This window comes from Pseudomonas sp. IT-P294, from assembly GCF_949767865.1.
Lineage (GTDB): Bacteria > Pseudomonadota > Gammaproteobacteria > Pseudomonadales > Pseudomonadaceae > Aquipseudomonas.
Map to the genome: position 1 here is coordinate 789,910 of NZ_CATKQW010000011.1, position 13,634 is coordinate 803,543.

9 protein-coding genes and 1 tRNA gene are annotated in these 13,634 nt (G+C 62.4%); 3 read left to right on the forward strand and 7 right to left on the reverse strand.

From position 1 onward, the window contains the following. Positions 1 to 26 precede the first annotated feature (26 nt). The 3 genes from ACM6I0_RS10970 (at position 27) to ACM6I0_RS10980 (ending at position 4,474) form a co-directional block, all read left to right on the forward strand. Complete coding sequence (locus ACM6I0_RS10970) at positions 27 to 2,327, forward strand: serine hydrolase (protein WP_414922543.1); 2,301 nt, start codon at positions 27 to 29, stop codon at positions 2,325 to 2,327. A gap of 106 nt (positions 2,328 to 2,433) precedes the next feature. After that, the gene (locus ACM6I0_RS10975) at positions 2,434 to 3,087 is read left to right on the forward strand and encodes a hydrolase (RefSeq protein WP_017338794.1); all 654 of its coding nucleotides are present in this window, start codon (positions 2,434 to 2,436) and stop codon (positions 3,085 to 3,087) included. A 64-nt stretch (positions 3,088 to 3,151) separates the two neighbouring features. Continuing rightward, a complete protein-coding gene (locus tag ACM6I0_RS10980; RefSeq protein WP_285435036.1) occupies positions 3,152 to 4,474 on the forward strand; it encodes an OprD family porin in 1,323 nt (440 codons plus the stop codon). An 8-nt stretch (positions 4,475 to 4,482) separates the two neighbouring features. On the opposite strand, the gene ACM6I0_RS10985 is transcribed toward ACM6I0_RS10980, so the two are convergent. The 7 genes from ACM6I0_RS10985 to fdnG all read right to left on the reverse strand — a co-directional run bounded on the left by ACM6I0_RS10985 (position 4,483) and on the right by fdnG (position 13,543). Beyond that, positions 4,483 to 4,578 (reverse strand) — tRNA-Sec (locus tag ACM6I0_RS10985). 6 nt (positions 4,579 to 4,584) lie between these two features. Continuing rightward, positions 4,585 to 6,492, reverse strand: coding sequence for a selenocysteine-specific translation elongation factor (gene selB, locus ACM6I0_RS10990; protein WP_414922239.1), 1,908 nt, complete (start codon positions 6,490 to 6,492; stop codon positions 4,585 to 4,587). Next, a complete protein-coding gene (gene selA / locus ACM6I0_RS10995; RefSeq protein WP_414922240.1) occupies positions 6,489 to 7,910 on the reverse strand; it encodes an L-seryl-tRNA(Sec) selenium transferase in 1,422 nt (473 codons plus the stop codon). The genes selB and selA overlap by 4 nt, the downstream gene beginning before the upstream one ends. 50 nt (positions 7,911 to 7,960) lie before the next feature. After that, a complete protein-coding gene (gene fdhE, locus ACM6I0_RS11000) occupies positions 7,961 to 8,887 on the reverse strand; it encodes a formate dehydrogenase accessory protein FdhE (protein ID WP_414922241.1) in 927 nt (308 codons plus the stop codon). Positions 8,888 to 8,891: 4 nt separating this feature from the next. Beyond that, the gene (locus ACM6I0_RS11005; protein ID WP_414922242.1) at positions 8,892 to 9,545 is read right to left on the reverse strand and encodes a formate dehydrogenase subunit gamma; all 654 of its coding nucleotides are present in this window, start codon (positions 9,543 to 9,545) and stop codon (positions 8,892 to 8,894) included. After that, positions 9,542 to 10,477, reverse strand: a complete 936-nt coding sequence (fdxH, locus tag ACM6I0_RS11010; protein ID WP_414922243.1) for a formate dehydrogenase subunit beta — start codon at positions 10,475 to 10,477, stop codon at positions 9,542 to 9,544. Before fdxH ends, ACM6I0_RS11005 begins: the two co-directional genes overlap by 4 nt. Further along, positions 10,478 to 13,543, reverse strand: coding sequence for a formate dehydrogenase-N subunit alpha (gene fdnG, locus ACM6I0_RS11015; protein WP_414922244.1), 3,066 nt, complete (start codon positions 13,541 to 13,543; stop codon positions 10,478 to 10,480). Between the last annotated feature and the right edge of the window lie 91 nt (positions 13,544 to 13,634).

A 13,634-nucleotide genomic window follows, 5' to 3' on the forward strand; every position in this document is an offset into this window, starting at 1 on the left:
GCTGGGCACTGTGGCTCTGTTTGGCAATGTCCGCCCAGTTTGCCGTCGCTATCGATCTGGATGCGCCGACGCGCCTGCAAGCCGCGCAGATTGTTGCAGCGCAGATCACTGCCGGGCGCCTGCCGGGGGCCGTTGTCCTGATCGGCGATGCCACGCACGTGTTCTATCGCCAAGCCTTTGGCCAACGCATGACGACGCCCTCCCCCGAACCGATGACGCTGGACACCGAGTTTGATCTCGCATCACTCACCAAGGTCATCGCCACCACCACGGCGATCATGCAACTGGCCGAAGCCGGCCGTATCGACCTGGATTCACCGGTTGCCCGCTACTGGCCAGCCTTTGCTTCGGATGGCAAAGAGGCGGTGACCTTGCGCCAACTGCTGGCGCACACCTCGGGACTGCGTCCGGGCTTGCCCGTGCGGCCTCCGTCGGGCGCACGCCAAGGCGTATTGAGCGCCATCGCAGCGCAGCCCCTGCTTGACGAACCCGGCGCACGGGTCATCTACAGTGACCTGAATTTCGTGGTCCTCGGCGAATTGGTCGAACGCATCACCCACCTTTCGCTTGACGCCTATTGCCGGACGCACATTTTTGCACCGCTCGGCATGCGTGACACACTCTTCGTGCCGGACGCAGGGCGAGTCGCGCGCAGTGCGCCGACCCTCGCCAATAAGGCCGGCCTGCTGCGCGGGCGAGTGCACGACCCATTGGCTCGGTGGATGCAGGGCGTCTCCGGGAATGCAGGGCTGTTTTCAACGGCGGATGACCTGTCACGCTTCGCGCAAATGCTCCTCAATGATGGCCGCGCCGGCCCCGCGCAGATACTCAGGCCCGCCAGTATCGCCGCGCTGGCGGCTGCGTCCTCGCCGTTCACAAGCGAACCCTGGCGCGGACTTGGCTGGGAGCTGAGTGCACCGCTGGTGCCCAACCATGACCGCCTCCCGCCCATTGGCGGCATCGGCCATACGGGTTACACCGGCACGGGCCTGTGGATCGACCTGGTGACACGCCAATTCATCGTCATACTGACCAACCGTGTGTACCCGGACGATCGTGGCGACGCCCGCCCGCTTCGCGCTCAGTTGCTCGCGTTGCTGGCCAGTCACGGGGCGCCGGCGAGCGCCATGCAGATCGGCCAGGCGCTGCCGTCGGCGATGCCCGCGCTCCTGGCCGCCAAACGTCTGCCGATCTCCACGGGACCGGTTCAAACCGGCATCGACGTGCTCGAGGCGCAACAGTTCGCCCCGCTCGCCGGAAAGCGCATCGGGCTGATCACCAACCGCAGCGGCTTCGATGCTGCGGGCCGGCGCACCATCGACGTGCTTGCCCACGCGCCAGGCGTCAGGCTGGTCACATTGTTCTCGCCTGAACACGGGCTCGACAGCGATGTGGACGAACGGGTCGGCGACACACGCGACGCCGCAACGGGACTGGTCGTGCACAGTCTCTACGGCGAAAAGCAGCGATTTCCGGCCGGCTCACTGCAAGGACTCGATGCGCTGATCTTCGACATCCAGGATGCCGGCGTCCGCTTCTTTACCTATGAGACAACACTTGGCTACGCCCTTGAGGCGGCTGCGGCGCATCACATTCCGTTGTTTGTCCTGGACCGGCCAGATCCGCTCGGTGCGCAGCGCTTTGGCGGCCCCCTGCTGGACAGTCAGCGCGAATCGTTCACCGGCTATTTCCCCGCGCCACTGCAACCGGGCATGACCGTCGGTGAGCTGGCAAACCTGTTCAATCGTCACAAGCACCTCGGGGCGGATCTGCGCGTGGTGCCGATGCAAGGTTACCGGCGCGACATGACCTTTACCGACACTGGCCTCGGTTGGGTGCCGCTATCGCCGAACCTGCGCACGCTGGCCCAACTCGACCTGTACCCGGATGTCGGCTTGCTGGAAGGTGCGAATGTGAGCGTGGGGCGCGGAACGCCGCACCCGTTCGAGTGGTTCGGAGCGCCGTGGATCGATGCGACGCGGTTGGCGAGCGCGCTGAATGCGCTACAGGCTGGCGCGCATTTCGCGCCGATCGATTTCGTCCCCACCGAATCGACCTGGCACGGGCAAGTGTGTCATGGCGTCAGCATCGTTCGCGACCAGACCGCTGATCGACGCCCCGTCGCCAGCCTGGGACTGTCGCTACTCGTCACCTTGCATGCGCTGTATCCCACTCAATTCAATCTCGTGGCAACCCGCGGTTCGATCGGCTCGACATCGGTGTGGCAAGCCATCCGCGACGGCGCCGCGCCGCAGGCCGCACAAGCCTTCGATGACGCGGCAATGGCGCGCTTTGCACGGATGCGAGAAGAGAGCCTGCGCTATTGAGCGCGTGTGCCAGCCCGGATTTGGCAAAAACACAGCACACCGATTCAATCCCGCCGCCTGGATTTGCGTAAACATGGCCTCCTCATTCACCCGTAAGGACATCGTCATGGCTATCGCAAAAGCTGTTCCTGGCAAAACCCTGCTGACCCCGACCGACCACACCCTGATCATGATCGATCACCAGTCGCAGATGTCGTTTGCGACCAAGTCGATCGACGCCGTTACCCTGCGCAACAACGCCGCGCTCGTGGCCAAGGCTGCCCGTGGTTTCAAGGTCTCTACCATCCTCACCACCGTTGCGGAAAAGAGCTTTTCCGGCCCGATTTTCGATGAAATCAAGTCGGTCTTCCCGGAACACAACGTCATCGACCGTACCAGCATGAACACTTGGGAAGACGAACGCATCGCCGTTGAAGTCAACAAGATCGGCAAACAGAAGATCGTCCTGGCCGGTCTCTGGACGTCCGTGTGCATCGTCGGCCCGGCGCTGTCGGCCATCGACCAAGGGTTTGAGGTGTACGTGATTGCCGATGCTTGCGGCGACGTCAGCACCGAAGCCCATGAAATGGCCATGCAGCGGATGATCCAGATCGGCGCTCGTCCGATGACCTCGCTGCAATACCTGCTCGAACTGCAGCGCGACTGGGCACGTACCGAAACCTACGATGAAACCGTGAAAACCTCGATTGCCAACGGTGGCTCGTACGGTCTGGGCCTGATCTACGCCAAAACCATGTTCGGCGCCTCCGAAGGCCATTAATCGGTTACATACAAAGCCAGCGGCTGCGGATGTTGCGCAGCCGCTGCACCGTGGTGATTGATCGATGAAATTTGGCAAGCAAGACTTTCGCGCCGGATTATCCTTCTGGATCCCGGCGCTGTTCGCCGGCGCAGCGCTGGCTGACGAACCCGCACAAGGCTTTCTCGACGGTGCAACGCTTGATGTGCTCAGTCGAAATTTCTATTTGAACAGTGATTACCGATCTCCCTCTTCTACCGGTAAAAGCTACAAACAGGAGTGGGCTCAGGGCTTTATCGGCTCTTTTGAATCCGGTTTCACACCGGGGATAATCGGGTTTGGGCTCGACGCCCATGCCTTTGCGGGCTTTAAACTGGATAGCGGCAAAGGGCATTCCGGGACGGGGTTGCTGCCCGTGGACGCTGAAGGTCGCAGCGAAGACAACTATTCCAGTGGCGGTGGCGCGCTCAAAATCAAGGCTTCGCGCACCACCCTGGCGTTCGGTGAAATGATGGTCGAAACCCCGGTGTTCGACACGGCGGACAAACGCCTGCAACCGGAATACGCCACCGGTTTTCTGCTCAATAGCCACGAAATCGATGGCGTCAATCTGGTCGCCGGTCATTTCACGGCGTTCAAGAACCAGGACAGCTCTTCCAGCAAGGGCAACTTCTTTGGTTACGGCGCCAACACCGAGGCCGGCGGTATTACCTTTGTCGGCACTGACCTGTTCACTCAGAGTCCTGTCGGCGGCGCGCTCTATGCGTCCGAACTCACCGACACCTGGCATCAGTACTACGCCAACCTGCACCTGAAGCAGCCTGGGGTGTTCCTCGACGCCAATCTCTACCACACGCGGGACACCGGCGAAGCGCTGGCCGGCGCAATCGACAACACCGCGTTCAGCCTGTCGGGCAAATACACGGTCGATGCGCACGCCTTTACCCTCGCCTATCAGAAAATCAACGGCGACACCCCCTTCGATTTCGTTGGCGGCGATTCGATCTACCTGGCCAACTCGATCAAGTACGCCGACTTCAACGGTGCCCACGAGCAATCGTGGCAAGCACGCTACGACTTCGATTTCAGCACCTTCGGGATTCCGGGCCTGAAGTTCATGACGCGGTATGTCACGGGCAGCCAGATTGACGGCACCCACGCCCCACAGGGCGGCGCCTACAACCCGTTTGATGCGTCGACCGGTGAATACGTGCCGCAACAAGGCGACGGCGGACGTCATTGGGAACGCGACATCGACCTGCACTACATCGTGCAATCCGGTGCGGCCAAGGGGTTGTCCCTGCAACTGTCCCATGTGTCGCATCGGGCCAACGCGGCCCAGGCGGGCGATGATATCGACAGGGTGTATGTGGTCATCGAGTACCCGCTGAACCTGGGGCATCTCTGAGCGGAAATTGGCGGAAGGCAGCCGGAGTCGAACCGGCCCGGGAACGGATGCCGTCCCCAACCGGGTTTGAAGCCCGGCCGCGCCACCGGGCGCGATTGCCTTCCTTGACGTCAGTGATCGTTGTGTTGAGCCAAGGCATTGTCCAGGCGTATATGGCGCTGGTCGCCCATGCGACGGGTCAGGCCGAGCCGGTCGAAATACTCGAGAATCTGAATGCTGCGCTTGCGTCCCAGGCCCATGGCATCGCGAAACGCCGTGACCTGAATCACCGGGTTCTGCGCCGCCAGTTGCACAAGCATAGCCGCCAATCGGCGCAGGACTGCATCGGTGTAAAACAGGTCGCGAACGACTTGATGCACCAACCCCAACCTGGCCATTTTGCGCAATAACAGGCGCACCGCCGCTTCGTCATGGCCCAGGTCGCGCACCCATGGCGCATCGAAACCGGCCTGTTCGAACCGCGGCTGCAGGCGTTGCCAGAGGGCTTGATCCGCTTCGCTCAAGCGCACCTGATGTTGCGGTAAATGCAGCCAAGGACCACTGGCCTGGATGACGCCACTGGCCAGCAACTCGTCGACCAGTCGGATGAACGTCGGTCGGTCCAGCGCTGTTCCAGAGAAGCGCCGCAGTCGGTCGCGGTCTGGTCCCATTTGATCCGGTTCGAGTTGATGAAAGCGCGCCAGATGCTCCAGCAGCGCGGCTTTCGAGGCATCCCAGCGCGCTACGCTAAACAACAACGACCCTTGGCGCGTATCGATCAAGCGGATATCGGCCGGCAAAATCCAGGTGTCGCGCGCACGGTTGAACTGACGCTCAAGGCGCTGCGGATCGAGCCCGGTATCGCTGTTCACCAACAATGCAGGCAGAACGTCTTCCAGTTCGCTGCATGTCGCGAGCGCCTGAAGCTGCGCCAATCGCTCAGGACTGCGGCGATGGCGGGTCGGCGCGAACGGGTCGAGCACCCGGCCACCACCGAGGGTGCGCTGGGCGCTTTGGTCGCGCAGAATCAAAGGATCGCCCTTCACCGCTTGCACCGGCGCATTCAACAGGACCTGCGCAAACATTCGCTCACCGGGCGCCAGGCTCGAACCCTCCAGCAACGCCACTCGCCCGGAGACATCCTGCGTGCCCAGGTGAACATGCACCGGCTGAAAATGCTCGAAGGCCTTGGCTTCGCTGGCCAGCAAACGCAGGTCGATGTCCAGGCGCTGGGTCGGTGCGTATAGCCATTCGGCCACCAGCCAGTGGCCACGGTGAATGTGCTCCAACGCCAAGCGCTCGGCGCTCAGGTTCAAGGCGACACGCTGGCCCGCCACCGCCGTGTCTGCCGTTTGATTTTGCGCATGCAGCCCCCGCACCCGCACCGCTTTGCCCAACGGACCGAGTGTCAGCGTGTCGCCCACGGCAACCTGTCCGGATAACGCCGTGCCGGTCACCACGATGCCGGCGCCGGCCACGCTGAACGCACGGTCAATCGCCAGCCGAAAACCACCGAGGGGGCTGCGCTGATGGACCTCACGTTGTGCATACAGCAAGGCCGCACGCAGGGCTTCGACGCCTTCGCCGGTCACGCTCGACAGCGCAATGTGCGGCGCATCGGCAAAAGGTCCCGGCGCCAATAACGTTTGGATTTGTTCACGCACCGTCTGCACCCGGGCCGGATCGACGCGGTCGCATTTGCTGATGGCCACCAGCGCCCGTGGAATGCCCAGCAGTTCGACAATCGCCAGATGTTCGCGGGTCTGCGGCATGACGCCGTCATCGGCGGCGACCACCAGCAACACGAGGTCGATCCCTTGGGCCCCGGCCAGCATATTGTGGGTGAAACGCTCGTGACCGGGCACGTCGATAAACCCGGTCAGTGCCGCGCCCGGCGCCAATGCTGCGTAAAGATAGCCGAGGTCGATGGTCATCCCGCGTTCGCGCTCTTCGCGCCGACGGTCACCGGCCTGGCCGGTCAATGCCTGGAGCAACGCCGTTTTGCCGTGGTCGATGTGCCCGGCCGTGCCGACAATCATTCTTGCACCTGCAATTGATCGAGTTGCGCCAGCCACGCGGCTTCGTCGTCCAGTTGCCGCAGGTCCAACCACAACGCGTCATCGTCAATCCGGCCCAGCACCGGAATGCTCAATTGGCGAAACGCTGCCTCAAGCGCCAGCAATTGCCGTCCACGCAGGCGCTTGCTGACGAGCGGGCGCAGGCATAACGCCGCGCTGGGCAATCGCGCCACCGGTTGGCTGCCGCTGCCGATCATGCCCAGTGCCGGCACCGCGCTGACGTTCCAGCCGTCTCCCACCGCCTGCGCCAGGGACGGTTGCAAGCGCTCAGCCTGGGCGAGGATGTCGGCCTGCGCTCGGGTCAGCAGGCGCAGACTCGGCAGCCGCTCGGCCAAGCGATCCGGATTGCGGTACAAACCCAACACCGCTTCCAGCGCCGCCAGGGTCAGTTTGTCAACGCGCAATGCGCGCTTGAGCGGGTTCTTCTTGATCCTGGCGATCAGGTCTTTGCGGCCAACGATCAAACCGGCCTGGGGGCCGCCGAGTAACTTGTCGCCGCTGAAGGTGACGATGTCCGCGCCGTCGATCAGTGCCTGGCGTACCGTGGGTTCGGCGGGCAAGCCCCAGCGAGTCAGGTCCAGCAAACTGCCACTGCCAAGGTCTTCGAGCAGCGGCAATCCGTGTTTATGCGCCAGCGCCGCCAGTTCGGCGGTCGGCACGCGTGCGGTGAAACCTTCGATGTTGTAGTTGCTGGCGTGCACGCGCATCACCAGACCACTGCGCGGGCCGATGGCCGCTTCGTAATCGCGGGCATGGGTGCGATTGGTGGTGCCGACTTCATGCAGCCTGACACCGGCCCGGGCCATGATGTCGGGAATGCGGAACGCGCCGCCGATTTCGATCAGTTCGCCCCGGGAAATAATGCCTTCCTTGCGCGCGCCCAGGCTGTTGAGCGTCAGCAACACGGCGGCCGCGTTGTTGTTGACCACCGTCACCGCCTCGGCGCCGGTCAGCTCGCGGATCAGGCCTTCGATCAGGTCATCGCGGTCGCCGCGCTTGCCGCTGTGCAGATCGAATTCCAGGTTGAGCGGAAAGCGTGCGGCCATTTGCACCGCGTCGATGGCTTCCTCCGGCAACAGCGCGCGACCGAGGTTGGTGTGCAGGACCGTGCCGGTCAGGTTGAACACCCGGCGCACATGACTGCGCTGCTGGATCGCCAGGCGTTCGCCGGTTCTGCCGGCCAGGACCTCAGGGGTGATTTCGACGGCGTCGAGTTGCCCTGAAAGCACCGGCTCGCGTAGCTCATCAAGCAATTGCCGCAGACTGGCCAGCAGCGCATCCCGCCCATAGCGTTCGGCCAATGGCTGGCACGCCGGATGACGCAGCAAACTGTCGATGGAAGGCAGCCGCAAGGCTGGGCTGGCGGATCTGGCAGACATCAGGCGCTCCCGCAAACGTTGACCGTCGCGCCTGAGTGTAGTCGTTGTGCTTAATCGCCTCCCGGAGCGAGTAGAAGATTGGGTGCCGCGCGCAAGTAGCCTTCCTGCTCCAGGCGCATGTCCAGCATGAGGCTGGTGAGGTCAGCCGAGAGCGCTTCGGCCTCGGCGTCATTTTCCAGATAAAGCAGTTTCAGGTAGTGGTGGCAGCCGGGACAGGTTTCGGCGCGCAACGGCGCTTGATTGGCGGCGTAGCGGTCGTCATCGAGGCTGACGTATTCCAGGCCTTTGCTGTGCTCGCAATACACGCACTTGACCCGCACCACATGCCATTCGCAGGCACACAACGAGCACACCAGATAACGCAATCCGTTGTATTTGCCGCGATGGCGAATCACCCCGGCCATGGCCGGCGACCCACAGGCCGGGCACTGGCTGAGACTGTCGCCGGGTTTCAACGCCAGGTCGGGCGTGCTCAGCAGCCAATGACTCCAGGCGGCCTGCAACGCGGCACCGAGAAACGGCACCAGCGCTGCCGGCAGCAATGAATATTGACCGCTGACCAAGGCGATCGCCCAGGCCTTGCGTTGCCCGGTATTGGCATTGCGCAACGCAGCGACGGCTTTCTCGACAGCAGACGTTGGCGCAGGTTGATATCGCTGCAACAAGGCATCGAGGTACGGCAACCAGGCGTCCTCGCGTACCAGGCTGTCGGCAGCCAACGGCGGCAACCTGTGTTGTTGGCAGAGGCGCAGGCGTTCGGAATCGAGCGGCGCGGTGTCGGGTGGATCGTCCAACAGGTCTTGCTGCACGCGGCACAGGTCGGTCACCAGTCGCAGGTAATCGGCGAGTGGATGCCCGTCAGCGAGTTTTTCCAGACGCTGCGCCCGCAAGGCGAACAGGTTGATCGGGGGCAGGTGCAAAAACGGCGGTGAAGTCGCCGCCGCTTCGATTTCGCCAGGCTGAAGAATGGTCGCCAAGGGCTTATCCTTTTTTGCTGATCGGCCGGTCGGGATGCTCGTCGCGTGTCACTTCCCGATACCAGAGTTCATGGTGTTTCTTCGCCCAGGCGCGACTGACCCAGCCATGCGCCATGGCGCTGATCGAGCCCTTGATCCAGATGCCGGCATAGATGTGCACGATGATGCTCAGCACCAGCACAAAACCCGCCAGCGCATGCAGCAGCATCGCCCAGCGAATCGCGGTGATGCCGAAGTACGCGCTGAAGTAAGCGCGCCAGATCACTAGCCCAGTGAAGAGCAACACCAGCATGCACAGCAGCAGCGTCCAGAACAGCAGTTTCTGCCCCGGGTTGTACTTGCCGACGGGGGGCACGCCCTCTTCTTCATTGCGGATCACCCGTCCGACGCGTTTGAGCCACAAGCCGTCATTGCTGATAAAGAAGTTCGCCCGAAAGAACTGAATCACCAGGCCGAGGAACAGCACAAACATCACCACGCCCATGAACGGGTGCAGGATGCGTGTCCACGGCCCGCCGCCGAACAGGTTGCTGAGCCAGAACAGTGCCGGGTGGAACAACGCCAGCCCGGACAGCGCCGCCATGAAAAACAGGATCGCCACCAGCCAGTGATTGGTCCGCTGGTTGGCGGTGTAGCGAAGGATCTGTTTGCGGATCATGGCCGGTCCTCCCGTTTCGGATCATAGGTATGCACCGATGGATCGACTTCATGCACCGCAGGGTCTTTGAGCGGCGGCAGTTCATCCTCCTCGACCACTTGCGGGCCGATGCGCACGTAATGGAAGAACCCGGCCAGCACCGCCAGGCCCATGGCCAACAAGCCCAAAGGTTTGCTCATGCCCTTCCACAATTCCACCAGCGGGCTGATCGTCGGATTGCTCGGCAAACCAGCGTACAGCCTCGGCGTGTCCGCGTGGTGCAGCACATACATCACGTGCGTCCCGCCAACGCCTTCGGGGTCATACAGGCCGGCGTTGTCGAAGCCGCGACTCTTCAAGTCGACGATGCGTTCGGCGGCGTGCTCCTTCATGTCTTCCTTGCTGCCGAACACAATGGCGCCGGTCGGGCAGGTTTTCACACAGGCCGGTTCCAGCCCCACTTCCACCCGGTCCGAGCACAAGGTGCATTTGTACGCCTTGTGATCTTTCTGCGAGATCCGCGGAATGTTGAACGGGCAGCCGGTGATGCAATAGCCGCAGCCGATGCAATGGTCCTGATCGAAATCGACGATGCCATTGGCGTGCTTGATGATCGCGCCGGGGCTGGGGCACGCCGCCAGGCAACCGGGCTCGGCGCAGTGCATGCAGCCGTCCTTGCGGATCAGCCACTCCAGGTTGCCGGCGTCGGTTTCATGCTCGGTGAAGCGCATCAAGGTCCAGGTGTCGGCGCTCAGGTCCTGAGGGTTGTCGTAGGTGCCGAGGTTGTGGCCGACGTCGTCGCGCAGCTCGTTCCATTCCGAGCAGGCGACCTGGCAGGCCTTGCAGCCGATGCACTTGGTGGTGTCGATCAGCTTGGCCACTTCCTCCTGATTGCGCACCGAGGACGGCACGGTGGTGGTGGCCGAACGGGCGATGATGTCTTGGCTGGCCATTTAGACTTTCTCCACGTTGACCAGGAATGACTTGGATTCCGGGGTCTGAGTGTTGCCATCGCCGAGGAACGGCACCAGGGTGTTGGTCAGGTAGCCGTGGCGCGTGAGCCCGGTAAAGCCCCAGTGCAGCGGGATACCGATCTGATGCACGACCTGGCCGTTGACTTGCAGCGGCCGGATTCGCTTGGTCACCACCGCCACCGCTTCGATATGCCCACGCTTGGAACTGACCCGGACCCGGTCGCCGGCGACGATGCCTTTTTCCTTGGCCAGCACTTCACCGATCTCGACGAATTGCTCGGGCTGGGCAATCGCGTTGAGCTTGCAGTGTTTGCTCCAGAAGTGGAAATGCTCGGTCAGCCGGTAGCTCGTCGCCGCATACGGATAATCCTTGGCCACGCCGAGCGAATCCCACACCGAATCGAAGATCCTGGCCGCCGGGTTGCTGGTAGCTTTCTTGTTTTGCGGGTGCAGCGGGTTGATGCCGATTGGCGTCTCGAACGGCTCGTAGTGCTCGGGAAATGGACCCTCGTTCATCTTGTCGACGGCGAAGAATCGCGCCACGCCTTCGGGGTTCATGATGAACGGATTCATCCCCGCTTCCGGCGCCACGTCGACCTTGTAGTCGGGCACGTCGGTGCCGCCCCAGACTTTGCCGTTCCACCACACCAGGCGTTTTTTCTCGTCCCACGGCTTGCCTTGCGGGTCGGCCGAGGCGCGGTTGTAGAGAATCCGCCGGTTCGCCGGCCACGCCCAGGCCCAGCCCTGATGTTGATGCATGCCGTAAGGGTCGCTGTTGTCGCGGCGGGCCATCTGGTTGCCGGTCTCGGTCCAGCTGCCGCAGAAAATCCAGCAACCTGATGCCGTGCTGCCGTCGTCCTTGAGCTGGGCGAACCCGGCCAGTTGCGCGTTGCCCTTGATCGCGGCGCCCGTGGCGTCGGTGAAATCGCTGACCGCGTAGCCGTTGATTTCCTTCGCCAGTTCTTCCGGCGATGGCTCTTCGGGCATCTTGTAGGGCCAGGACAGTTTGAGGATCGGCTCGGCGTAAGCGCCGCCATTGGCTTGATAACGCTGGCGCAACCGTATGAACAACTCGGCCATGATGCGGATATCGGTGCGCGCTTCGCCCGGGCCTTCGGCGCCTTTCCAGTGCCATTGCAGCCAGCGACTGCTGTTGACCAGCGAGCCGTCCTCTTCGGCAAAACAAGTGGTGGGCAGGCGAATCACTTCGGTCTGGATATCGGCGCTCTTCACATCGTTGTACGGCCCGACATTGCGCCAGAACTCCGAGGTTTCAGTCGACAGCGGGTCCATCACCACCAGCCATTTCAGCTTGGCCAGTGCCGCCATCACCCGGTTTTTGTCGGGCAGCGCGGCGATGGGATTGAAGCCCTGGCACAGGTAGCCATTGACCTTGCCCTGCCCCATCAGGTCGAACACTTTGAGGATGTCGTAGTTGGGAATGTCCAGCTTCGGCAAATAGTCGTAGGCCCAATTGTTCTCGGCCGTGGCGTTCTCGCGGTACCAGGCTTTCATCAGACTGACGTGGAATTTGCTGTAGTTCTGCCAGTAGGACAGTTGCCCCGGACGCAGCGGTTTCTGCGTGCGTTTGACGATGTAGGCGTTGTAGTCCTGCTCGGCATCCACCGGCAACGTCAGATAACCCGGCAGCGAGTTGGACAGCAAACCGAGGTCGGTCAGGCCCTGGATGTTGGAGTGCCCGCGCAAGGCATTCACGCCCCCGCCCGGCATGCCGACGTTGCCCAGCAGCAATTGCACCATCGCGGCGCTGCGGATGATTTGTGAGCCGATCGAGTGCTGGGTCCAGCCCAGCGCATAGAGAATCGTCATGGTCTTGCCCGGTTGCGCGCAAGTGGCGATCTCATCCCAGATTTTTTGCATGGCATCGACCGGCATGCCACAGATCTGGCTCGCCAGTTCAATGGTGTAGCGGCTGTAATGCTGCTTCATCAATTGATAGACGCAGCGCGGGTCTTGCAGGGTCGGGTCGACTTTTACAAAACCATCGTCACCGAGTTCATAACCCCAGCCGGACTTGTCGGTATAGCTGCGCTTGGCGACGTCGTAACCGCTGAAGATACCGTCCTCGAAGCCATAGCCGGCTTTGACGATGAACGACACGTCGGTGTAATTGCGAACGTATTCGTGCTGGATCTTGTCCTGGGCCAGCAGGTAGTTGATCAACCCGCCCATGAAGGCGATGTCGGTGCCGGTGCGGATCGGCGCGTAATAGTCGGCCACCGAGGCCGTGCGGGTAAACCGCGGATCGACCACGATCAGCCGCGCCTTGTTGTGCGCCTTGGCTTCGGTCACCCACTTGAAGCCGCAGGGGTGCGCTTCTGCTGCGTTGCCGCCCATCACCAGGACCAGGTTCGCGTTGGCGATGTCGGTCCAGGTATTGGTCATGGCACCACGGCCGTACGTCGGGGCAAGACTTGCCACCGTCGGGCCGTGTCAGACACGCGCCTGGTTATCAAACCCCAGCATGCCGAGACTGCGAATAACCTTGTGGGTGATGTAGCCCGCTTCGTTGGACGCCGCCGATGCCGCCAGGAACCCCGTGGTCAGCCAGCGGTTCACCGTTTGGCCCTGGGCATTCTTCTCGATGAAGTTGGCGTCGCGGTCGGCCTTCATCAGGTCGGCGACCCGATCCAGCGCTTCATCCCAGGAAATGCGCGTCCACTCGGTGCTGCCAGGCTTGCGCACCTGGGGATATTGCAGGCGGCCAGGGCTGTGAATGAAATCCAGCAGGCCGGCGCCTTTGGGGCACAGGGTGCCACGGTTGACGGGGTGGTCGGCATCGCCTTCGATGTGGATGATGCTTTGCGCGACGTTTTTGGCGGTATCGCCCTGGCTATACATGATCACGCCGCAGCCCACCGAGCAATACGGGCAGGTGTTGCGGGTTTCATGGGTGTGGGCGAGTTTGAAATGGCGTACCTGCTCGGCGAAGGCTGTCGCGGGGAGCATGCCCAGCGCGCCGAGGCTCGAGCCCGCAAGGCCGATACCAGCGACCTTGAAGAACTGACGACGGTTGAGGTCCATCGTGCACTCCTGATCAGGTGGAAACCCGGTATTTTTGCCGGGTTTTTCTGGACGATCACGGTGGCGGCAGCGTGGCTACCGACATCTGAAA

Coding starts and splice junctions, on each gene's coding strand:
- ACM6I0_RS10975 (WP_017338794.1), top strand. CDS start 2,434: ATGGCTATCGCAAAAGCTGTTCCTGGCAAAACCCTGCTGACCCCGACC.
- ACM6I0_RS10980 (WP_285435036.1), top strand. CDS start 3,152: ATGAAATTTGGCAAGCAAGACTTTCGCGCCGGATTATCCTTCTGGATC.
- fdxH (WP_414922243.1), bottom strand. CDS start 10,477: ATGGCCAGCCAAGACATCATCGCCCGTTCGGCCACCACCACCGTGCCG.
- selA (WP_414922240.1), bottom strand. CDS start 7,910: ATGTCTGCCAGATCCGCCAGCCCAGCCTTGCGGCTGCCTTCCATCGAC.
- selB (WP_414922239.1), bottom strand. CDS start 6,492: ATGATTGTCGGCACGGCCGGGCACATCGACCACGGCAAAACGGCGTTG.
- ACM6I0_RS11005 (WP_414922242.1), bottom strand. CDS start 9,545: ATGATCCGCAAACAGATCCTTCGCTACACCGCCAACCAGCGGACCAAT.
- ACM6I0_RS10970 (WP_414922543.1), top strand. CDS start 27: ATGTCCGCCCAGTTTGCCGTCGCTATCGATCTGGATGCGCCGACGCGC.